The organism is Paenibacillus sp. FSL H8-0537 (genome assembly GCF_038051995.1).
In the GTDB taxonomy this organism is placed as follows: domain Bacteria; phylum Bacillota; class Bacilli; order Paenibacillales; family Paenibacillaceae; genus Pristimantibacillus.
Genome location: NZ_CP150290.1, coordinates 5,536,135 through 5,558,922, shown reverse-complemented (window position 1 = coordinate 5,558,922; position 22,788 = coordinate 5,536,135). Strand labels below are relative to the sequence as shown.

17 protein-coding genes are annotated in these 22,788 nt (G+C 48.7%); 12 read left to right on the top strand and 5 right to left on the bottom strand.

Features of this window, described 5'->3' with window-relative positions; all coding sequences use genetic code 11:
- Positions 1-104: 104 nt before the first annotated feature.
- Positions 105-770 (bottom strand): transcriptional regulator, encoded by a 666-nt coding sequence (locus tag MHB80_RS23505; protein WP_341279260.1) that lies wholly within the window; start codon positions 768-770, stop codon positions 105-107.
- A 262-nt stretch (positions 771-1,032) separates the two neighbouring features.
- Positions 1,033-1,809, bottom strand: a complete 777-nt coding sequence (locus tag MHB80_RS23500) for an arylamine N-acetyltransferase (protein WP_341279259.1) — start codon at positions 1,807-1,809, stop codon at positions 1,033-1,035.
- A gap of 225 nt (positions 1,810-2,034) precedes the next feature.
- Between MHB80_RS23500 and MHB80_RS23495 the strand changes: the two genes are divergently transcribed.
- The gene (locus tag MHB80_RS23495) at positions 2,035-2,934 is read left to right on the top strand and encodes a LysR substrate-binding domain-containing protein (protein WP_341279258.1); all 900 of its coding nucleotides are present in this window, start codon (positions 2,035-2,037) and stop codon (positions 2,932-2,934) included.
- A 105-nt stretch (positions 2,935-3,039) separates the two neighbouring features.
- Here MHB80_RS23495 and MHB80_RS23490 read toward each other — a convergent pair whose 3' ends face one another.
- Complete coding sequence (locus MHB80_RS23490; protein ID WP_341279257.1) at positions 3,040-4,029, bottom strand: aldo/keto reductase family protein; 990 nt, start codon at positions 4,027-4,029, stop codon at positions 3,040-3,042.
- A 201-nt stretch (positions 4,030-4,230) separates the two neighbouring features.
- On the opposite strand from MHB80_RS23490, the gene MHB80_RS23485 reads away from it, so the two are divergent.
- The 7 genes from MHB80_RS23485 (at position 4,231) to MHB80_RS23455 (ending at position 13,815) form a co-directional block, all read left to right on the top strand.
- Positions 4,231-6,882, top strand: coding sequence for a LuxR C-terminal-related transcriptional regulator (locus MHB80_RS23485; RefSeq protein WP_341279256.1), 2,652 nt, complete (start codon positions 4,231-4,233; stop codon positions 6,880-6,882).
- A 32-nt stretch (positions 6,883-6,914) separates the two neighbouring features.
- Positions 6,915-7,733, top strand: coding sequence for a helix-turn-helix transcriptional regulator (locus MHB80_RS23480; RefSeq protein ID WP_341279255.1), 819 nt, complete (start codon positions 6,915-6,917; stop codon positions 7,731-7,733).
- A 119-nt stretch (positions 7,734-7,852) separates the two neighbouring features.
- On the top strand, positions 7,853-8,806 hold the full coding sequence (locus MHB80_RS23475) for an aldo/keto reductase (protein WP_341279254.1): 954 nt from the start codon (positions 7,853-7,855) through the stop codon (positions 8,804-8,806).
- Between the two features lie 220 nt (positions 8,807-9,026).
- A complete protein-coding gene (locus tag MHB80_RS23470; RefSeq protein WP_341283058.1) occupies positions 9,027-9,938 on the top strand; it encodes an NAD(P)-dependent alcohol dehydrogenase in 912 nt (303 codons plus the stop codon).
- A 99-nt stretch (positions 9,939-10,037) separates the two neighbouring features.
- Positions 10,038-11,654 carry a helix-turn-helix domain-containing protein gene (locus MHB80_RS23465; RefSeq protein WP_341279253.1) on the top strand — a complete coding sequence of 539 codons (1,617 nt, stop codon included), beginning with the start codon at positions 10,038-10,040 and terminating at the stop codon, positions 11,652-11,654.
- Positions 11,655-11,776: 122 nt separating this feature from the next.
- A complete protein-coding gene (locus MHB80_RS23460) occupies positions 11,777-12,766 on the top strand; it encodes an ABC transporter substrate-binding protein (protein ID WP_341279252.1) in 990 nt (329 codons plus the stop codon).
- The gene (locus MHB80_RS23455; protein WP_341279251.1) at positions 12,763-13,815 is read left to right on the top strand and encodes an NAD(P)/FAD-dependent oxidoreductase; all 1,053 of its coding nucleotides are present in this window, start codon (positions 12,763-12,765) and stop codon (positions 13,813-13,815) included. The genes MHB80_RS23460 and MHB80_RS23455 overlap by 4 nt, the downstream gene beginning before the upstream one ends.
- A 200-nt stretch (positions 13,816-14,015) precedes the next feature.
- On the opposite strand, the gene MHB80_RS23450 is transcribed toward MHB80_RS23455, so the two are convergent.
- Positions 14,016-15,476 carry an MFS transporter gene (locus MHB80_RS23450; RefSeq protein WP_341279250.1) on the bottom strand — a complete coding sequence of 487 codons (1,461 nt, stop codon included), beginning with the start codon at positions 15,474-15,476 and terminating at the stop codon, positions 14,016-14,018.
- A gap of 129 nt (positions 15,477-15,605) precedes the next feature.
- Positions 15,606-15,950 carry a ribosomal protein L7/L12 gene (locus MHB80_RS23445; RefSeq protein WP_341279249.1) on the bottom strand — a complete coding sequence of 115 codons (345 nt, stop codon included), beginning with the start codon at positions 15,948-15,950 and terminating at the stop codon, positions 15,606-15,608.
- Between the two features lie 393 nt (positions 15,951-16,343).
- Here MHB80_RS23445 and MHB80_RS23440 point away from each other — a divergent pair, with 393 nt between their 5' ends.
- The 4 genes from MHB80_RS23440 to MHB80_RS23425 all read left to right on the top strand — a co-directional run bounded on the left by MHB80_RS23440 (position 16,344) and on the right by MHB80_RS23425 (position 22,788).
- Entirely contained in the window at positions 16,344-19,790 is a 3,447-nt protein-coding gene (locus MHB80_RS23440) for an S-layer homology domain-containing protein (protein WP_341279248.1), read from the top strand.
- Positions 19,791-20,109: 319 nt separating this feature from the next.
- A complete protein-coding gene (locus MHB80_RS23435; RefSeq protein ID WP_341279247.1) occupies positions 20,110-21,774 on the top strand; it encodes an AAA family ATPase in 1,665 nt (554 codons plus the stop codon).
- A 27-nt stretch (positions 21,775-21,801) separates the two neighbouring features.
- On the top strand, positions 21,802-22,026 hold the full coding sequence (locus MHB80_RS23430) for a DUF2997 domain-containing protein (RefSeq protein ID WP_341279246.1): 225 nt from the start codon (positions 21,802-21,804) through the stop codon (positions 22,024-22,026).
- Positions 22,027-22,038: 12 nt separating this feature from the next.
- Positions 22,039-22,788 carry a hypothetical protein gene (locus MHB80_RS23425; protein ID WP_341279245.1) on the top strand — a complete coding sequence of 250 codons (750 nt, stop codon included), beginning with the start codon at positions 22,039-22,041 and terminating at the stop codon, positions 22,786-22,788.

Here is a 22,788-nt window from a genome sequence, read left to right as displayed (position 1 = left end):
TCTTGCATCTATTAACGTCATCTGAGTCCGCAGGCACCCTAATAAACCGTCGATTGTAATAATTAACGCCTCCTGAGTCCGCCAAGTCAAGATGATATTGCTTCCTAGTTATTTTGTAATTCATATCGAAGTCTATAGGTACGGGCGCGCAGTTGCCCGCTCGCTATTTCTATTATTTGAAGCTCAACTAGTTCATGCAATATACGTCTGGCCTGTCGGTCACTTACCCTAAGATGGCTCGTGAGTTCCAAGGGGGATATTGGACGCAAAAGGCGGCGGGCAAACCGAACGGTTTCAGCTTCAAGCCAGGATAATGAGTAAGATACGTCAGATGCAATAAATTTTCCGATAAATGCTAGAACGAGCTGCTGACACTGCTTTGGCTCGTCGACGATTGAAGGATAGGCAATGGGGAGAAATGTCCATCCATCTAGTGACAATAAGCAATGGCGTCGACATAAATCCTTAAAGCGCCTTACATCAAGATCTCTGGCATGAGGGCCATACCCTTGGATTTCTATCCCGCCCTTTGCTCCGCCTGGAGGCATATAGGCAAGATCCAGATAACGGTAGCCATTACTGAAATCACGCACCTCCCACTCAGGCAGCAGGTGGTTAAAATGACCGACGGCGGGAAACCACACGGACCTAAGGAATTCTTCCGTTCCATGGCCGAGTCCTTTATGAAGGAGCTCCAGCCTGCGAGGATTCTTTTCATTAATAAGATTGTTCTGCATCCATTCATGATATTGCTGCTCAAAGCGTGACATTGTGCTTCTCCTCCTTCTGCAATTGATTAGATTTGTCTACTTGTAACCCATAACACCGCATTAAAAACAAAAGCCGCTTCCGCACATTGACACCCTAATTACTCGATCAGGATGTTCAATATGTGGAAGCGGCGTGTTCTTCACGACCTTTATGCTGTTATTATAGCTTGTATATTTCAAATGAACAATAAATCATTTCTTCTCAATGGATACACCTGGCGCAGCACGATTCCATCGCGCTCAAACTCGCGCAGCTTATATTCTACATTCCAAAATGCTGCTTCAGCAGCCTTTCGTAACTCCCCATATCGATTTGCTCTTTTGTTAAGACGCCATCCTTCCATACCGTAAGGGATGTATTTGTTAAAGTTACGCTCCCACCATCAGTTATTTGTGTAATCAACGGATGCTTATTAAATCGGGATTCCGGATGCTCGAATACGATTTTGCGAATGGCATTGCATTCCGTTAGGTCGGTCAGCTGCTTTTGAGAATCGAAGGCGTAGCCGATTTTCCAATCGCTATCCTTATGCATGAGCTTCATCTCAAAAAGGTAGTCTCCATGCTCGCTGTCTTCTTTTTTAATGCGAAATTGTCCATTGCTCGACGTTACCGTTTCGCCTGATAAAGGAACAGGCTTTAAGGGCAAATTTCCTCCAAAGCCCGAATCCAGCAGATAGATTTGCCCTTCGTGAGTGAGCAGAATCGTTAAATGCGTTCTTCCCAGCGTGAAATACGCTTTTGTATCATGATTGTAGACAACCCCACGCGTTAGAACAGCGTTAAAGCCATTTTCGATTAAAAAAAGGTAAAGAAGCGCGTTTATTTCATAGCAAAGCCCGCCTTCTTGATCCCTCAATATTTTTTGAACGATATATTCTTTAGTAATGACAGCGGCGGTCTTGCTAATGATATTAAAATTTTCAAAAGGCACGGCTTTTGCCGTTCTCTCGAGTACATCGGCTAAGCGATCGAAAGGGATAGCTTCGCTTTCCGCGAGTCCTACTCTTTTGCGAAATAAAGCGTTAAGTGCATTCATCGTCCATGCCTCCAAAAGATTTCTCAAGCGCTGGCGCAGCTTGGAAGTGGGGGATTATGTTCACGAGTCTTAATCCGTTATTTGAAGGATAAACCTAAATCGCGGCCAGAACAATATGGAATGCTGCAAACTGTATGAATACAGTTTTTCTGGATTCGCATTGTGCCGGGAATGTCCCTATACTTATAGATTAATAGACGGGTTAGAGCAGAGGAGGGAAAGCAGATGAATATTCGTAAACTGCAATACTTTATTGCAGTAGCGGAGGAGCTTCATTTCAGTCGTGCCGCACAAAAGTTGAATATGACGCAGCCGCCGCTAAGTCAGCAAATGAAGGAGCTGGAAGAGGAAATAGGCGTAAAGCTGCTGGAACGCAATAAGAGACAGGTCCGACTTACGCCAGCGGGAGCTGTCTTTCTAGAGGAAGCCAAAATGATTTTAGCCCAATTGGAGCAGTCTATTAAAACGACCCAGCTGACCAGCCAAGGCATTATCGGACAGCTAGTCATTGGCTTTGTGGATTCAGCAGCGGGAGATAGCTTGGTGCATATATTGAAAGTGTTCAGGAGCCAATACCCGAGAATCAAGCTTACTTTACGCGAAATGACGTCCGCTGAGCAATGGCTGGCACTGCGTGACGGAACGATTCATATCGGCTTTCTTCGTTTTATCGAACCGGCTCAGCATATAAGCTATCGTACGCTAGCAAGCGAGTCGCTTGTTGCCGTATTGCCCGAAGAGCATCCATTAGCGAAGCTTCCGGAAATGACTATCCACGCCTTGGAATTAGAGCCATTTATTTTGTTTCCGCGACAGCTCGGCGCTGCTTTTTATGATTTGATTCATGAATTTTGTGCAAAGCATGGCGTTTATCCGAATGTTGTACAGGAAGCTACTCAGATGTACACGATCGTCAATTTAGTGGCTGCGAATTTGGGTATTTCCATCGTTCCGTCTTCTGTTTCTGTCTTTCAGCGCAGTGGTGTCGTATACCGCTCCTTCAAGGAAAGTGTGCCGCCGATTCCCCTCTATACCGCTTGGAGAACCGACGTGAACAAGGCTGCCTTATCGGCCTTTCATCGAACAATGGAAGAAGTGGCCCCGATAGAAAATGAATCGATATAAGTGGAACAAAAGGTTGGAAAACGGTAGCAAGGATCTCGTTTTAAGGATGCTCACTCCACCAAAAGAAACCTATCTGAGCTAATGGCTAAATATGATTAAAGGAAGTCAACCCGTTTTTGACGGATCGCGCTCAATTAGCCCCTCTAGTATCTCGTCGATTTGCTTGAGTAAATCAGGGGCTAGACGGATGCCGGCGGCCTTGACGTTTTCTTTGATCTGTCCCGGATTCGATGCTCCAATAATCGCGGCGGATACTTGCGGATTTTGCAGCACCCAAGCGATGGCAAGCTGCGGCAATGTCAGTCCGGCCTCTTGTGCAGTAGTGGAGAGCTTGGAAACTGCCTGTAATACTTCGGTGCGCAGCCATTGACCTGCTAATTTATCGAAAAAGGGAGCACCCGCCGATGTCGCTGCACGCGACCCTTGCGGCAATGGCTCACCCGGTGAATATTTCCCCGTAAGAATGCCTTGGGCAAGAGGAGACCAGACGACCTGTCCAATACCTTCCCGTTCGCAGGCTTGAACGACTTCCGCTTCGATAACGCGCCATAACATGGAATATTGGGGCTGGCTGGCCACCAATGGAACGCGCAGCTCCCTAGCGAGTGCAGCACCTTTGCTAATCTGCTCGGCTGTCCACTCGCTGACGCCTACATATAACACTTTGCCTTGGCGCACCAAGTCCGAAAAAGCAAGAAACGTTTCTTCAAGAGATACTTCCGAATCAAAGCGATGGGCGTAATAGACATCGATGTAATCCGTCTGCAAACGGTTTAGAGAAGCGTTACAAGCCTCCATCATATGTTTACGGGACAGTCCTCTGTCGTTAGGGCCCGTTCCTGTCGGATGGTACACCTTGGTGCATAGCTCGATGCTTTCTCGGCGAATGCCTTTCAGAGCTTGCCCGAGTACCGTTTCCGCCCTCGTCTCCGAATAAACATCCGCTGTGTCAAACGTCGTAATTCCCGCATCCCATGCGGCATGAACACAGGCGCTAGCCGTCTCATTATCTACTTGCGCTCCATGAGTGATCCAGTTTCCTAAAGCCATTTCACTTACGACTAGGCCGCTTGCGCCTAATTTTCGATAGTTCATTTTTCATGCCTCCTTTACATCATGCTGCAATCGTAGCAGACCTGAATAAATAGGTGAAATATGACTTTCCCTTGCTTTTGATTCGAAAAAAATATAACAGGATCGTTGCGTTCCAGCAGGAGCAGCTTACGGGATAGACACAGCAAACATCCATCATCTAATGGATTGACGACGCAGGAAGGTGATTATTATAATTGAGCTATGATAACCCCAATAATAGCTACAAAATTATATATTCCTGCGCTGCGCTCCAATGCCGTGCTGCGCCCCCGCCTCATTAAATGGTTGAATCAAGGCCTGCACCGCAAGCTGACGGTCATCTCAGCCGCTGCCGGCTTTGGCAAAACAACGCTGGCTAGCGAATGGATTAGAAGCTGCGGAAGGCCTTCATGCTGGCTATCGTTGGATGAAGGCGACGACGATCCGGCCGCTTTTATGATTTATTTGCATGCTGCTCTAATGACGGCTGCGCCAAATGCTGGCGTCGGCATGCTAAAGCTGCTCCAAGCTCCCAAGCCTCCGCCAATTGAAACGCTGATTAAGGCACTGCTGAGTGAAATCGCCTCGATTACTCACCCCTTCCTTGTTGTACTTGATGATTTTCACGTGATAGAAAATAAATCGATTCATCAGGCTATTACTCTTCTTATTGAACATTTGCCGCCACAGATGCATCTTGTCATCGTTGCTCGTGAGCTTCAGCAGCTGCCCTTGGCCCAGCTTCGTGTCCGGGATCAATTAACCGAGGTGCGAGCCGCAGATTTGCGTTTTACGCTATCGGAGGCAGCTGAGTTTTTTGAACAGGTTATGAGTCTGAGCCTGACGACTGAGCATGTTGCCATGCTGGAGGAACGAACAGAAGGCTGGATTGCAGGGATGCAGCTCGCGGGGCTGTCCATGCAGGGACACGGCGATACAGCCAGCTTTATCCGCTCATTTACAGGTAGCCATATATTTGTACTGGATTATTTGGTAGAAGAAGTGCTGCAGAAGCAGTCCGCTGACATTCAGGCTTTTTTGCTGAGAACCTCTATGCTCGACCGTTTTTGCGGTCCGCTTTGTGATGCCGTGCTTCACTCAGAAAACGGGCAAGCGACTTTAGAATATTTGGAACGGGCGAATTTGTTTATTGTTCCGCTCGACAATGAGCGTCGGTGGTATCGCTACCATCATCTGTTTGGCGATTTGCTGCGGCAGCGGCTTGCCCAAAAGCAGCAAGTGAGCTCTTCCTTGGATACGGCAGGCGAGGGCTTAAATGAATGGCATCGGCGTGCGAGCCAGTGGTATGAGCAGCATGGCTTTGTGCTGGAAGCCTTTCACCATGCAGCAGCCGCGCAGGATATTGAAGGTGCCGCCAGACTGCTGGAGGGAGAAGATGTCTCCCTTATTTTTCGAGGGATGGTAGCACCTGCGCTGAAATGGCTGAATTCGCTGCCGGAAAAGGAGCTTAAGGCACGTCCTTCGCTATTCGTGCTCCATGCTTCGGCGCTGCTGATGACAGGACAATTAAGCGGTGTTGAGCAGAAGCTGCTAGCTGCAGAACAACTTCTACAAGCGGATGCTTGCCAAGATATAAAGACTCGGGATTTAATCGGCCATACAGCATCGATCCGCGCTACGCTAGCGTTGAGTAAGCATCAGCCAGACATCATTTTGGCTCAGTCGCGGCGTGCGCTGGAGTATTTGCACCCAGATAACCATCCTGTTCGCACAGCTACCATTTGGACGCTCGGATATGCGTATCAGCTTCAGGGAGACAATGGCGCTGCGGGCAAAGCTTATGCCGAAGCTTTGGCAAGCAGCGAGCGAATCGGGCATGTCATCATTTCGTTTATGGCGGCTATAGGTCTTGCTAGCATACAAGAAGCGGATAACCTGCTTGTTACAGCGGCCGAAACTTATCGTTACGCACTAAAGCTTGCAGGGGAGCCGCCGCTGCCCGCAGCAGGTGTTGCCTATTTGGGCTTGGCCCGCATTTATTACCAACGAAATGAGCTGAATGCCGCTGAGCAGTATGCTCAAATAGCTCTCCCCCTTTCGCAGCAGTTGGAACAGACAGACCGTGCCATTGAGGTGGAGGTATTTCTTGCACGCTTAATGCTGGCGAGAGGAGACATAAGCGGCGCGGCCGTGCTGCTGGCAAAGGCGGAGCATGTCGCACGCCAGCAGCAGCATGTTTTGCAAATGCCGACCATTGCAGAAGCACAGGTGCTATTGCTGCTTCGCCAAGGCAGCACTGAAGCGGCCGCGCGGCTAGCGGCAAAAAATGAGCTTGCGATCAGCGGGGCGAAATGTGAATTAGCGCAAGGAAATCCAGCCGCTGCGCTTGTGATTTTGGAGCAATGGCGGGAGCGCGCGGAAGCAAAAGGGTTGCCTTATGAACGGCTTCAGGCATGTGTGGCACAAGCCGTCGCATGGTATGAATACGGCGATAAGGACAAAGCCACGGTCATGTTAACCGAAGCGCTGGTGCTTGCCGAGTCTGGCGGCATCATTCGCATTTTTGTAGATGAAGGGCTGCCGATACGCAAGCTGCTGCGGGAAATCGTTGCCCGAGGAGCAGGGTCGGGCTATCGAGCACAGGTGCTGGCTGCATGTGAAGCCGCGGAGCAAGCGAAGCCTCGGCTTCATCAAGCCAATGAACCGCTTATTGAGCCATTAACTGGAAGAGAGCTTGAGGTGCTGCAGTTGATTGAGCAAGGGCTCTCGAACCGTCAAATTAGCGAGCAGTTACATCTCGCCCTAAGCTCAGTCAAAGGCCATAACCGAAACATATTCGACAAGCTGCAGGTCAAGCGGCGAACTGAAGCAGTAGCCCGCGCCCGCGAGTTAGGACTATTTGAGGTAGAATAGCTGTAATCATTTTACTAGAAAAGAGGTAAACGATGTCTCATGCAACGAGCAAAGCCAAAACACTCGGTCATTATTTGAAGTCGCGGCGCGACCGGATTTTGCCCGAGCAGGCGGGCTTTAGCGAAACACATAATCGGCGCAGAACGCAGGGGCTTCGGCGGGAGGAAGTGGCGATGCTCGCTGGTGTCAGCACCACTTATTATACGTGGCTGGAGCAAGGACGGGACGTTACAGCGTCCAAGGAAATCATCGAAAGTATAGGCAGAGCACTTCAGCTTACCTCGGACGAGGAAACCTATTTGATGGAGCTGTGGAATCCCCATATGCCGGAAGCCGTTTCCTCGCTGACTACGACGCTTAATCCGCAGTGGCAGGATATTATTGGACAGCTGTCGTATCCGTCCTTTATTAGCAATGAGAAAACGCAGGTGCTTGCTTGGAATGAGGCGGCAAGCGTTACGATTGCGGATTTTGCATCATGGCCAGACTCGGAGCGTATTATGCTCCGCTTGATGTTCTTGGATGAAGGCTTTCGACGCCGCTTGGTCAACTGGGAGGAGTTCGCACGCTTCTCTGTGGCTGTGTTTCGAACCTATTATGACAAACATCAAGGCGACCCTTGGTTTAAACAGCTAATAGCGGAGTTGCTGGAGGAGAGTAAGCTGTTTGAGGAGATGTGGGAGGAACACCATATACAGCTCAAAAAAGCAAAACGTGTTACGATCCAGACGCCGGGCGCAAAGTCTCCGATAACCTATGATATCCTTTCGATTGCCAGCATTGCTGATCAGCCTGGACTATTCATGTGTATTTATGCGCCGAATGTGCCAGCTTCCCTTACGTCAACCTAGTATTAATCTTACTAGCATAATCCTACTGTGGTTGCCTCGACTCAGGTTAATTACAATGAGAGCATGTCAAGTCACTCATGCTGTTCATTATGACGAAGAAAAGAGGTTATCGACCGATTATGCAAACAAGAAAACTGGGAAGCGAAGGGCTTGAGGTATCCGCCCTGGGCCTTGGTACGATGATGATGCCGGATAATGAGGAATCTGTAAATACGATTTTGGGAGCACTGGAGCTTGGGGTAACTCTTTTTGACACAGCGGATATTTACGGGCAGTTCGAGCAGCAGCGCTTCGGCGGCAATGAGAAGCTGGTTGGCCGGGCGCTCAAAGGGCGGCGTGATGAGGCTATCATTGCAACCAAGTTTGGGATTACCCATACGCATGGTCCCAAGGGAGATCCGGCTTATATAAAAAAATCCGTGGATGCGAGTCTGTATCAGCTCGGCATTGATTATATCGATCTCTATTATCAGCATCGCGTAGATCCAAATACCCCAATTGAAGAGACGGTGGGTACGATGTCTGAGCTGGTCAAGGAGGGCAAAATCCGTTATATTGGCTTGTCGGAAGCGCCGCCTGAGCTCATTGCCCGTGCCCATGCTGTACATCCGATTACGGCAGTGGAAACGGAATATTCGCTTTGGAGCAGAGAGGTAGAAGGCGAAATACTGCCGCTCGTTAAGGAGCTCGGCATTGGATTTGTTCCGTATAGTCCGCTCGGCCGCGGCTTTCTGACCGGACAAATAAAAAGCCTGGCCGACTTGCCTGCAGGCGATTATCGCCACCACTATCCACGCTTTCAGGGCGACAATTTCGCCAAAAATGTGGAGGTGGTTGCGCTGATTGAGAAGCTGGCTGCGGAAAAAGGCTGCGCTCCGTCCCAACTCGCGCTTGCCTGGCTTCTAGCGCAAGGGGAGCATATTGTGCCGATACCGGGCACGAAGCGGCTCGATCGCGTGAAGGAGAACCAAGGTGCCCTTCATGTTTCCTTGTCGGCCGCTGAGCTTGCGGAAATTGAACGCATTTCGCCAAAAGACATTGCCGCTGGCGGCCGTTTTCCCGGTCAAACGTAACGCTGACTCAGTCGCACCGCAGTACGTGAGCAAGCCCGCGAGAGCCCTCGAATGAAATCGAGGGCTTTTTGTCTTTTGGCGATAAGGCGTTCAAGTCACCCAGCGTTATTTTCACAACCATACTTAAGTAGCTACCTGTCAGGCTCCGCGGCACCTATACTTATGGCAAAAGAATGCGCGGGAGGATGTCTATATGGAACCATTAAACGCTAAGAAAACGATGAAAGCTGTATTTTGCACAAAGTATGGAGCACCGGAGGTTTTACAAGTCAAGGAAGTGAATAAGCCGGCTCCGCAGGACGATGAAATTTTAATCAAGGTGTATGCGACCTCTGTGACATCAGGGGATTGCCGAGTTCGCGGCTTTAAAAGTCCGTTTTTATATCGGCTCCCCATGCGGCTCTTCCTTGGAATAACGCGACCAAGACAGCCGATTTTAGGCGTGGAGCTTGCCGGAGAGGTTGAAGCGGTCGGCAAGCACGTGACAAAATTCAATATCGGCGATACCGTGTACGCGTTCACAGGTATGCGTTTTGGCGCCCATGCGCAATATGTCTGTCTCTCGGAAATGGACCTGGTTACGCATAAGCCAGCCAACATTTCTTATGAGGAAGCTGCTGCTGTCCTATTTGGCGGGTCGACGGCGCTGCATTTTTTTCGCAAGGGGCATTTGCAAAGCGGTCAAAAGGTGCTGATTTATGGTGCTTCCGGAGCGGTAGGTACGTCCGCAGTCCAGCTTGCCAAGCATTTTGGAGCCGAAGTGACAGCAGTATGCAGCACCTCTAATGTGGAATGGGTGCGGGTACTCGGCGCAGATTACGTCATTGATTATGCGTTGCAGGATTTTACAAAAACAGGCGAGCGTTACGATATCATCCTTGATGCGGTGGGCAAAACCTCGAAGACGCATGCCAGAAAAGCGCTGGCGCCGAATGGCAAATTCGTATCGGTAGAAGGTCAGGGAGTTGCGAGGGTGCGTGTGGAGGATTTGCTGTTTCTGAAGGAATTAATTGAAGACGGCGAGCTCAAAGGCGTAGTCGACCGGAGCTACCCGCTGGAGCAAATCGCCGAGGCGCATCGCTATGTGGATCAAGGACATAAAAAAGGCAATGTGGTCATCGCTATGCAGTAGGCGGAGAAAATGGACTAAGTGAGCTAAGCGCAGCAAGGCAGTTGTTTTACTTCCCTATTCCTTGTACATTGGTTAAAAAGGAAGGGGAGGGCTATGGCTATGGAATCCGAGCAAAATGTGCTATATGCGTTTAAATCCATTCAACAGCTGGCTTGTGGTCCGAGCCAGCCCGAGCACTTATTCCAAACCCATTTTCATTGGATGCTGATTGGCATGGCAGGGGCTGGAGCTGTGAGCATGGAGCATGGCCGAATGGAGCTGGCCCCAGGCACGGCTATTTTAGGCAATCCGGGGGATTGCCTTTTGCAAGCCGAAACTAAAAATGGAGACTGCCGTGTCTTTTTTATAGAGTTTATGCCCCTTTCTATTAGGATGTCGGTGCAGGATGGCAGCTTAGTGGAGGCCGGGGCCGTTTATTTGCAGATGTGCAAGCATGCTTCCAATGCAAGCGAGCTTATCGCACTGGCAGAGCAGCTGTTTTCGACTGCAATCACGCATCCTGAAGTGGCACAGCGCAGCTTAACGGCACACACGCTCATTCAGCAGATGATGCTTTGGTGGGAAAGAGATCATCAAGTGGGCCTTGATCGGCGCTGGACAACCGAGCAGTCGGTTTTGGCTGCTTTGCGTTTTATGGAGTCGCATTACACCGAAGCGCTGACGAGAGAGCAATTAGCTGAAAAAGCCGGAATTGCCAGCACCTATTTCTCTGTATTATGCAAAAAAGTGTCGGGACTCAGCCCTTCTGATTATTTGGAGCGGCTTCGCGTGCATCGCGTGTCTGAGCTGCTGCTGCAAGAGCACGGGCATAAAAGCAAGCTTGATGAATTGGCGCATCGTTCCGGCTTTCGTGATGCCTGGTATATGAGCAAGCGGTTTCGCAAGGTGCAAGGGATGAGCCCGACAATGTACAAGCAAGCTTTTGTTCCAGAGCGTATAGCTTCCCTTGAGTATCCCTATACCTACCATTTCATTGCCCTCGGGGTTATGCCCTGCATCGCCCGTTTCAGCAGCAGCAGCCATGAGGTTATCCCGCCTGACGTTCGCGTTAAGGTGACGGAGCTGCCTATACTTGCCTCGATCGAAAGCCAGAAAAAATGGCTGGAACTAAGCAAGCCCCAGCTCATTGTGACCAGCAGCATGGAGAGCGTACAGGAGAGATTTCGCTCGCTGGCCCCAGTTGTTCATATTCCTTGGCTAACGTTGAGCTGGCGGGAGCATTTGAAATGGATTGCACGTCTGGTTGCAAAGGAAGCCGCAGCAATTCGTTATATCGAGTCATTGGATCAGCAGGCCGAGCAGCTTCGCGAAAAGCTGCTCGGCAGGGTTGCTCCAGGTATGACGGTCAGCCTGTTTAAGATCGAAAATAACCGCTGCTACTTATATGGCATAAGGGATGCCGGATGCATTTTTTATGAATTTCTCCGCCTGCTGCCGCATCCGGCCATTCAGCAGCGTTTGGCCCAAAATCCTAACTTTCATAGCATGGAAATTTCGATGCGGCAAATGGCCGATTTTGCTGGCGATATCAATTTTATTATTTTGGTGCCCGATGTGGGCGAGCAAAATGATTTGCTGCGAATGAATGAGCATTGGCGGCAGTTTGAACTGAAAAATGAGAGACCGGTTATTTATTTGGATTACCGCGAGTGGCTGCACTATGATCCCGTTCATATCGCCGATCAACTCACGAAAGTGATGCCATTGTTTCAATGAGCAGCATACTCGTTAACAATATGACCAACAGCTTTTAATAATCGGATATAGCGATGCTCCTTATTCCTCCTTATAATTAATAATGATTATCGATATCACAAGCATAGAGGGGAATATGAGAGATGCGCACAAAAATGATTTTCATCGCCAGCCTGCTGGTGATTATGATGGCAGTATCGGCATGTGGACAGAGCGGGGCGGCTAATCAGAGCAAACCTGTACAAACGGCGGAGACGGCGGCTCCAGTAGAAGAAGCGCAAACCCGCAAGGTGGCCACCGTAAATGGCGAGGTGGAAATACCCGTTAACCCGCAGCGGGTTGTAGCAACCTATTATCTTGGCGAATTGGCAGCACTCGGCATTAAGCCCGTTGGTGCAGTGGAACGCCAGCTTGGGGAAGCAAGTCCCAATCTGGCTCCGTATTCGGAAGGAATTACGGGCATAGGCGATTTTCCGCCGAATTTGGAAGCCATTGCCGCGTTGGAGCCAGATTTAATTATCGCAACGGATTTTGACAATATTGCATATGCGGATTATTCCAAAATCGCTCCTACTATCGTCATCCCATGGAGTACCGATGATGTGGCAACGAAGCTGCGCGTGATTGCCTCATTTTTGGACAAGGATGCCGAGGCAGAGGCCTATATTCAGGAAATGGACGCCAAGGCGGCTAAAGCAAGAGAGGCGATAAAGGATGATATTTCTAAAGAGGAAACAGTAGCCATTGTCCGCTTTTTTGGCAAATCCATTCGAGTATATGGTGGACGCGATATTGGTTATGCTCTGTATCACAGCTTGGAATTGACGCCAACGCCACTAATCAAACAAGCGATGGAACAAAATCCAAACTTCACGAGCACGGAGGATGTATCACTGGAGAAAATCCCGGAATATGCAGCAGATCGTATTTTTGTACTAGTGTCCGATGAAGAGGCCGACAGCCAGTATAATGAATTGCAGAAATCAGCCATCTGGGCTAATCTTCCGGCAGTGAAAAATAACAAAGTATACAAAATTCAAGCTGACAAATGGTTTGCTTATGACCCTATCTCAATAAACGTCGCAGTTGAGGATGCTGTTCGCATATTGACTGGGGAAGGCGATAAAAAATGACAAAGGAACTGGAGTTATATGATGTCACGATTATCGGCGGCGGGCCGGCAGGCTTGTATGCCTCATTTTATAGTGGAATGCGGGATATGAAGACGAAGCTGATTGAGGCGAAGGGGGAGCTTGGCGGAAGGCTGCTGATTTACCCGGAAAAAATGATTTGGGATGTCGGCGGGCTGAAGCCTACCCGTTGCGAGCAATTGATTGCTCAGCTTATCGAGCAAGCACAAACCTTTGATCCAACCATTGTGCTCGGCCAGCAAATTACGAATCTCGAGCGGCTGGAAGACGGGACGATGAGCGTTACTTCGGACACGGGGGAACAGCATCATACGCGTACGCTTATTTTGGCGCTTGGGTATGGAGTAGCGAAAGTGGCAAAGCTGGAACTGGAAGGCGTGAGTCGCTTCGAGGTGACGAATTTGCACTATACGGTGACGGATTTACAAAGCTTTCAAGGCAAACGCGTGCTGCTCTCTGGTGGCGGCGATACAGCGGTGGATTGGGCGATGGAGCTTGAGTCTATCGCTGCCAGCGTTACAGTGGTACATCGGCGCGAGCGTCTCGGCGGACATGAGAAAAATGCGAGATACGTAGAGGAGTCCTCCATTCATGTATTCAAGCCATTTGCTATTGCACAGCTGCATGGCCATGGGGATGCGATTGAAGCGGTCACTATCGCACGTACAGATGCAAATGGCGAGCTGACGGAGGATACGCAGCGCTTAGAAGTCGATGCTGTCATCGTCAATCATGGCCAGCTCAGCGATTTTGGACCAATTGTAGACTGGGGCCTGGATATGGGGCAATGGAGCATTGCGGTCGACGAGAAAATGGGGACGAATTTGCCCGGCATTTTTGCAGCGGGAGATACTGCGAGCTTTCCCAATAAGCTGTATTTAATTGCTGGAGCTTTTAATGATGCGGCGATTGCAGTCAATGGAGCCAAGCTTTATTTGGAGCCGAAAGCGCCTTCTATGGCCTATGTTTCTTCGCATAACGCAAAGTTTAATGAGCGGAATAAAGCGCTTCTGAATAAAGAGTGCGATTAGAAAATAAGGAACGAATCTAAAAAATCGTATGCTCACAGGGGGAGGAACACATCCCTTTTGTGAGCATACGATTTTTTTGAATAAAAGCCGATGATAAGTTTCACCGCTATAATCGGCTTATATTTCACCCTCGAAACGGAAGCTTTGCCACCAAAGGACGGCTACAGCCGTTTACGCTTGGTGCAGACTCTGTTCCGCTGCTAGTAGCTCAACGCACGATCTTTTTTGCCACTCAAAGCAACAAAAGCTGCAAAAAGCAGCAGGACGGCTCCTGTGAACATAAATCCTTGAAGGGTACCAAAGGGCAGCCAGCCCAGCAAGGAAGATCCGACCACGACTCCTAAGGAGAAGCAGGCGTAGAAGTAGCCGTACGCTTTTCCGCGCAGCTCAGCTGGTGTGGCTCTAATAAGCATTGTGTTTATCGATGGAAACAGGAAGGCGAAGCCTACTCCGTATAGGCCGAGCACGCTATAAAGCGTTAGTGTCGTCGTTGATTGGCTAATGAGCAGCTGGCTTATTCCCATTAAGCCAATGCCTAGCGCCATCGTGATGGACGGGGCAACGCGGTCAAAAATACGGTTGGTCGGAAGCACAAAGATAAGTACAGCAATGATGCCAAATGTGCTCATTAATGTGCCGCTTAATCTTGAATCATAGCCTAAGGACTGCACATGCAAAGGCAGCAAGTAAGCGATAACGCCTTGAGAGAACATGAGGAAAAAGGCGCCCCCATACGCTTTGATCACTCCAGCATTCCAAACCGAGCCTGATAACGGAACCGCAGCCTCGCCCTTCTCTTTCTTCGAAATTTTATATTTGCTAAGAAAAATGGCCGACAAAATCGCAAGAGCAAAGCCCAGTACAGCTACGCATGTAAAAACGAAGGGCACGGACGTTTTGCTAGCCATGATGCCGCTGAAAGCAGGGCCGATAATAGCAGCTAGTCCAACAAAGGTACCGGTAAAGGCGACCTTTTTGCCTTGTTGATTGTTGATCGTCGTATTGGCCGAGAAGGTGAAGGCAGCAGGGACGATTAATCCGGCGACAAAGCCGTGAATAATTCGAACGATGATCAGGAATAAGGGTTCTTCTACAAAATGATAAAGCAGCAGTGCACAGCTGGATAACACGAGCCCGGCCATTAATAGCTTGAAGGGCCCAATCCGATCCGTCAAAATGCCCGATAAAATGTTGCCGAGCGTATTGGATAACGAATACAGCCCAATGACGAAGCCTACAATAAACGAGCTGGCTCCGACGGAGGCCGCAAATGTGCTCATGACTGGAAGCTGGGAAAATAAATCGAAGAAGGAAAAAAACACAATGCTGTATACGAGCACAGCGTAGTTAAACGTCCGTAAGCTGTAATTAGCCTGGACCTTCTTCAGTTTCCAGTCGAGCACAAAGTTGCCGAATGGCACAAAAGCGGCGATGACGGCAGCGGCAGACCATAGCAGGCTCCACTTCACCCGAATGGCGGCATAAAGGATAGCTGCTGCATATAAACAGAAAATCCCCCCGTGAATGCTTCCCACTATCGTGACGGCTTTATCGAACCCCCAAATATATTTCAAGGGCATGGCGATGCCTAGCAATACTAATAAAGAAATACCATCTAACAAACCTGTCATACGTAAAAAATAGATTGGATGTGACCGCACTTGTCATACTCCTCATTTATATATTGAACGGAATACTCTATTCTACCACTTTAGGAGGGCAGTAAAATAGGATAGACACTAAAGATTCAAAATTTGGAAAAGAGGAGACGAAGCTGGAAATGAAGCGGATCAATATTGCCTCCTCTCCAAATCATCGACGTAATCTTTGGCTTCCTTGAGGCCGACATTGTGTACTTCCCGATATTCCTTGATTGCCTGAATTCTTTTTCCTGCGGAAATCAGCATAAGCAAGCGTTCATCTATATTTGCAGCGGGACTAACAGGGGGCATAGACGGAGATAATGGGGGCCTTGTCAGGTTTGGCCGCGGTAAATCTGCCATTCCCTCCCGGCTGTTCGACCATTGAAGCTCTAATTTGATTTCATTAAGCTGCCTTTGCAGGCTGACTATTTTTAGTAGAAGCAAGAGTGACAGGATTAAGGCGCTGACAGCGATTATTTCCACAGTCTCCACTTGAAATCCCTCCTTCTCATATGATTATTCATTATAGCACAACATCTGAATGCTCTTTTTAGCAGCAGGATATGACGCAAGGACAGCGACATGACTGGGAGGAGCGCTTCAGTCAAATTCCCGTTTCTATTGAGGGGGAAGTCGATATTCAGGAGTTTGGCACGAGAGGAACGAAGCGAAATTAGAACGTGTTGAAGACTAGGAGAATATAGTCGACAGCGCGGTATTTACATTGCAAGGAATAAAATGAAAAAATATAATTACCCCTCTTACTTTATGGTAGAATTGTCGATAATAATATAATATAGCTTGGTATAATGGTACATAAAGAGCATTAGAATCTATCATTATTTTGAGTGATAAGCTATAGCGATATAATCGAGGGGGATTTTTGTGAAAAGATGGCTTGCTGCAATGATGGTTTTCATTTTATTTGTATATCCGATGCTGCTGCCTCCAAAGGCATATGCAGCCGGCACGATGTTCACATCCGTTGCTTCACAACTGAGCACGACGATGGCACTGGATGCAAACGGCCAAATCTGGGCGTGGGGCAGCAACATTTCTGGTCAATTTGGAGACGGGACAAACGTTTCCACGCGTACTCCCAAAAAGATTACGGTCATGGATAATGGGGCACCTGTGACGTTCAAGGAAGTGAAGCCAGGCTTTAACTCTGCCCTTGCCTTGGACACGGGCGGCCAGTTGTGGTCAACAGGAGATAATGGAAATGGTCAATTGGGACTTGGCGCTGGGACTGCGAGTACGATGGTCTGGACAAAGGTTGAAGTGATGGACGGCGGTACGGCTGTCACCTTTAAGAAAATCGCCTCCTTGCGCTTTACTTCGCTTGCTTTGGACAGCGATGGAACGCTTTGGATATGGGGCTTTAGAACGTCGACGCCTGATCCTTATGTCCCTACTAAAAAGGAATTGACGGACGGCAACGGAGACCCTGTCGTATTTGAAACGCTGGAGGGAAATGAGGAGAACGGAATCGCAATCGATTCGACGCAGCATATTTGGGAGATTTTCCATGTCCAGTACATGCCCGCGAGATTATCGGTGATGGATGGCGCGGTGGAAGCCGAATTTCAATCCATCGCAGCTGGAGCAGGCTTTGGTACGGGTACGTTTCTGATGCTTGCTATCGACAGCATCGGCAGCGTATGGACCTGGGGAGGAAACGATCAAGGGCAGCTTGGTGATGGACAAATCTCCGGCGATAGATGGTTCCCAGAGAAAAATCCGGTGCTAGACAACGGGACCCCGGTCAAGTTCGCACAAGTTTCAGGAGGCAACAAGCATGTTTTGGCACTCGATGAAAACGGTGATATGTGGACATGGGGAATGAATGTAGCAGGGCAGCTTGGAGACGGCACGACAATCAATTCTGCTCCGCAAAAGGTAGCTGTGTCGGATAACGGAACGTCTATTCAATTTGTCTCTCTAACTGCTGGCTTTGATGTATCATATGGTCTTGATCAGGACGGCCGCTTATGGTCGTGGGGAAACCAAAATATGCTTGGTGATGGGGGAAATGGCACCGGGTCGCAAGCAACGCCTAAAAAAATATTTTTGCAGCCTACGGTAACGCTGCAAACGTCGGTAGCATCGTCTACCTATCTCCAGCCCATTACTTTGACCGCTTCCCTTACCGGTGATCTCGACATTCCGACAGGGAACGTTGAGTTCAGAGACGGGGGCTTGCCGCTCGGCTCCTCTTCACTTGCTGCGAACGGAACGGCAACCTTAACGGTTTCGTCACTGCAGCCGAGAACTCATAATTACACTGTACATTATGCAGGTGATGACTATTATCTAGCGAGAACAACGAATAATTTTGCCTTTCAGGTGACGATGCCAGATGCGCCGGTTATTTCTATAATTCCATCAACGACCGCACAGACGAATGATCCGGTAACGCTGAACGTGACCACTTCTACCTACGGCATTGGAAATTCGCTGTACAGCTTGAAATGGCTGCCGGGCGATCATAATGCTTCCGCATTTGCGGGTGCTGGAACCGACATATTGGCTTCCGGAAGCTTTGATGTAGCCATCAATGGCAGCTATACGGTGTATGCCAAGGATTTAGCGGGCAATGAAACGGTGAAAAAAATAGAAGTAGTGAACATTGTTCCACTACCAAATGACAGCCTCATCAGTCCAGTGGTTGCCAGCTTCGATAAATATACGGGAGCGGCGGCGAATGCTGATGTATCAACGGGGCTGACACTGAACGGCAACACGCTTAGCAGCGTTGCTAACGGCGCAGCGGCGCTCGCTCAAGGAACGGATTATACCGTAACAGGCAGCACTGTAACGATTTTGAAATCATACATGATGACGCAGCCAGTTGGTACAACGAGCCTGACGTTTGCGTTCAGTGGAGGAGCAGATCAGACGCTGGCGATAACGGTAGGTGATTCTACTCCAAGCCCGACGCCGACGCCGACACCGACACCGACACCGAGTGCAACACCAAGTCCTACTCCTACGGCAACACCGATTTCGTCACCAAATCCAGCTTCGACTTCTTCTAATGTACAGCCTAACTATCAAATTATAACGGATTCGTCAGGCAGAGTTGTGGTCATCGTTGATCCTACTTTACTGGTAACCGAGAAGAAACCGGATGGAACGAATGTTCAAAAGCTAATGGTCCCGGAAAGTATTTTGAATCAGGCTGCTGGCCAGTTAAAGGACACAGCAAGACCGATTATTATATTTAGAATCGACAATAAGGAAAGCGCCGTTCAGGTGCAGCTTCCGGCTTCATCGCTTGCGGCTATTGGGAAGTCTTTCCCGAATGCTGTCATCGAGGTCGAATTAAAAGGCTCCAGCATGCAGCTTACGGCTAGCGTACTTGATTTGGAGAAGCTGGCGAAGCGGCTTGGCGTTTCCGTATCCGATTTGAAAATCAATTCGACGATGGAGCAAGTCAGCGATACTGTGCGCAATGAGCTTGTACGGGTAGGAAATGACAAAGGGTTCAGTCTGCTAGGCAGTGTCGTTGATTTCAAAGTAACGGCTGAGGCGAACGGGCAAACTATTGATATTGGCGATTTTGGTGGGACGTATATGGTTCAAGCCATTGTGATTGATCAGGCAGTTGCGGGAGATTTGGTTTTTGCCGTTCATTATGATCCTGCGACTAAACAGGTTTCATATATTCCAACCCAATTGGGCGCAAGAAACGATGGCAGCAAGCAGGCCGTCATGAGAACTCCTCATCATAGCATTTATGCTGTAATCAGGAAGGATAATCCTTCTTTTGTCGATATGCAAGAGCACTGGGCGAAAGCAGAGGTTGAGCAGCTTGCTGCGAGGTTCATTGTAATCGGTATTTCCGATGAGCGTTTTGCACCGAATGACAGCATTACGCGGGCTGAATTTGCTTCCTTGCTAGTGCGTTCAATGGGGGTATCTTTAGAGCATGACTCCGCGTATCAAGGTTTTACAGATATAGCCTCGACTGCATGGTACGCTTCTGCGGTAGAAGCAGCAGTGAGAGCGGGGCTTGTTCAGGGACTAACCTCAGAACGCTTTGGACCTAATGAGCAGATCAGCCGGGAACAGATGGCGGTTATGCTTGCCAGAGCATTGACGATTGTCTCCAAAGACAGAACTGAGCCAGTAGATAGCGGGACTGAGGTTGCATTTACCGATCAGGATCAGATATCTCCATGGGCCGAGGCCGCAGTTGCCGAGACAGCTAAAGCTGGAATTATTACCGGAATGGCAGGCCAAACATTCGCGCCTAAAGACTTTGCAACTAGAGCGCAGGCGGCAGTGATGCTGAATCGTTTTTTGCAAGCAGTAGGATTTATTGGCTAGGACCATTCTAAAACGTTTCAGAATAACGACTAGGCAAAGGCACCTGTAACTTACAGGTGTTTTTTGTTGTTTTTTGACTTTTCATAGCTGCCTGGAAAGCGAAATAACGAACTGAAACACCAAATAGGGCAGGAAACAAGCCGAATTATGTCGAACTTTTTAAAATATAAGCATGTATAAGTTTTCCACTCATTACTCCGCTTATATTTAACCGCTAAACGTTAGCTTTACCGCCAGAGAACGGCTTTCGGCCGTTTACGCTTGTGTAGATGGTTTTGTCAAACAAGTATCCTAGTTTCATAGAGGGGCCAATAAACATATGGGAGAAACATCATTATTGGAGTTTAAAAGGCATTTGTCGAATTTGATGCGGGCACGATTTCCGTTTATATACATACCGACATGGGAAGAGGAACGGGCGCTTTCCGTCATAGATTCCGCAGTGAAAAATGAAGCTTTAATTAAAACGGTTCGTAAAGTATTTATATGGAGCATGACCGATGGCCTGGCTGAGGAGGGGCAACGTGGCAGGGAGGAATCCAAATCCCCACTCCGGTGTTTGGAAATGATCGAGGCCTCCGAGGAAGCAGCTGTATTTGTACTTAAAGATTTTCATGTCTTTCTTGGAGGCGGGGGTAAGCCGGCAGATCATCAGATCATCCGTAAAATTCGCGATCTCATTCCGGCATTGAAGAGAAGTATAAATCCGAAAAATGTCATTATCCTTAGCCCAACACTCACCCTGCCTTCGGATTTGCAAAAGGAAATAACGATTGTCGATTTTGAATTGCCAACCTTTGTGGAAATGAAAAGCATGCTGATCGAAATGGTCGAGGCTAATCAGGCCAGCGGACGCATCGTCATCGATTTAACGCCGGAAGACTTGGAACGGCTGGCGAAGGCGGCGCTTGGTTTAACGCTGCATGAGGCGGAAAATGCTTTTGCTCTGGCCATGGTTGAGGATGGCAAGCTCGATAAGCATGATGTGGAAATTATTTTGGAAGAGAAACGCCAAATTATTAAAAAGTCCGAGATATTGGAATTTATCAAATCGGATTTGAAAATCGAGGACGTTGGCGGGCTGGAAAATTTAAAGCGCTGGCTGCTGAAGCGCAATAAATCCTGGCTGGATTCGGCCGCAGAATATGGACTGCCTGCACCGAAGGGCGTGCTCATCACAGGCGTGCCTGGCTGTGGAAAAAGCTTGATTGCCAAAGCCATCAGCGCCATGTGGAAGCTGCCGCTGCTGCGTCTGGATGTAGGTCAAATATTTAGCGGAATTGTTGGCAGCAGTGAGGAAAACATGCGCAAAGCGATCAAAACGGTCGAGGCGATTTCTCCGTCTATTCTATGGATTGATGAAATTGAAAAGGGTTTTAGCGGCATGACTGGAAGCGGCGACAGCGGGACATCGAATCGAGTATTTGGCACCTTTCTAACCTGGATGCAGGAGAAAACAAAGCCGGTGTTCGTCATTGCCACCGCTAACAATATTCACGCACTGCCCGCAGAAATGCTGCGGAAGGGCCGTTTTGACGAAATTTTTTTCGTGGATATTCCGACTTATAAAGAACGGAAAGATATTTTCAGGCTGCATATTGTGAAGAGACTTAAATCTCCTAAATCGGTGGGCGACTTTCAGCTAACGGATGAGCATCTTGACCTTTTAGCCAGCATGACCGAGGGGTATGTCGGTGCGGAAGTGGAGCAGATCGTCATTAGCGCCATGTTTGAGGCTTTTTCAGAGGATCGAAGCATTCAGTTTGAAGATTTCAGGAAATCGATTCAAACGATGGTGCCGTTATCGGTTACGCAAGCAGAACAAATTCAAGGCATACGCGAATGGGCGAACGTCCGCGCTGTTGCTGCAACACCGCAAGAGGATCGGGAGGAATACAGGCTGGAGCTGGACAAGCCGGAAGCGCCTGCACCGAAGGAAGAGGATGTAAAGCTGAAGCGAGGCGGAAGAGCGATAGATTTTTAAGATTAATACGAGAAGGAGGCTGACCGAATGTCATCCAAACAAATTCGCGTTCGCATTTACCCCGACGGTAAAATCGAGGCAGACGTATTGGGAATCAAGGGAAAGGGATGCACCGACTACATTAGCATTCTTGAACAGCTGCTCGATGCGGAAACGGTAGATTCCGAATATACAGCCGAATATTATGAATCGGAGCAGACGATCACTGCGCAAAAGCAAATCCACTCGACAAAGCAAAATAATACGAAATAAGGGGGGAAATAGATGTCAGTTTCTATTGCGCTTATTCCCGTTGCATTAACATTGCGGATTGTCATGGGGAAGAAAAATTTTGAGAATTTTGCAAATTCAATGAAGGTGAAGGAGCCGACCAATTTTCAAAATGAATTGGAAATTGTACGGACTGTACGGAAAGCAGGCTATGATGCGGAGAAGTGGCTTGGTGTCATTAAAACCCATATCGCCGGGGACAAGCAATTTATGACCTGGGAGCATGAGGCTGGAAAATGGACGGCCATATTTTCAAAATTGGATTCAACAGAATTGGTGAAGTCGTTTATGCACAGCATTAACGATGCTGCTGGACGTAACGTGTTTGATTCTACTGATGTTGGTAACACCGCGGGGTCCGTCAAGCAATTGGCTTCAGCAGCACAGCTGCTCTCCTATCCAACGAATTTTCGTGACGGCGAGCTATTGTTTCGTACCCTTAAAGAGTTTGGAGTCAATCCGCTTCGTCAAGGCGGCGCTATTATTTGCAAGGTGGAGCAATCCGTACTAACCTTTCGCCAGTTCGATGACCATCCATTCTTCGTAGAGATTCAAAACGCCCCAGACTTAAAAAAGATATATGAATATTTATCGGATGTGGATGAGGATTACAAGCGCTGTGTGCAGGATATGGTATATCAAAAGCTCATGCAGCGCGCAGCTGAAAAAAAGATGACGGTTGAAAGTGAACAGGTGCTGGAGGACAACTCGATTGTGATCATGCTGAATGTTAGGGGGGAATAG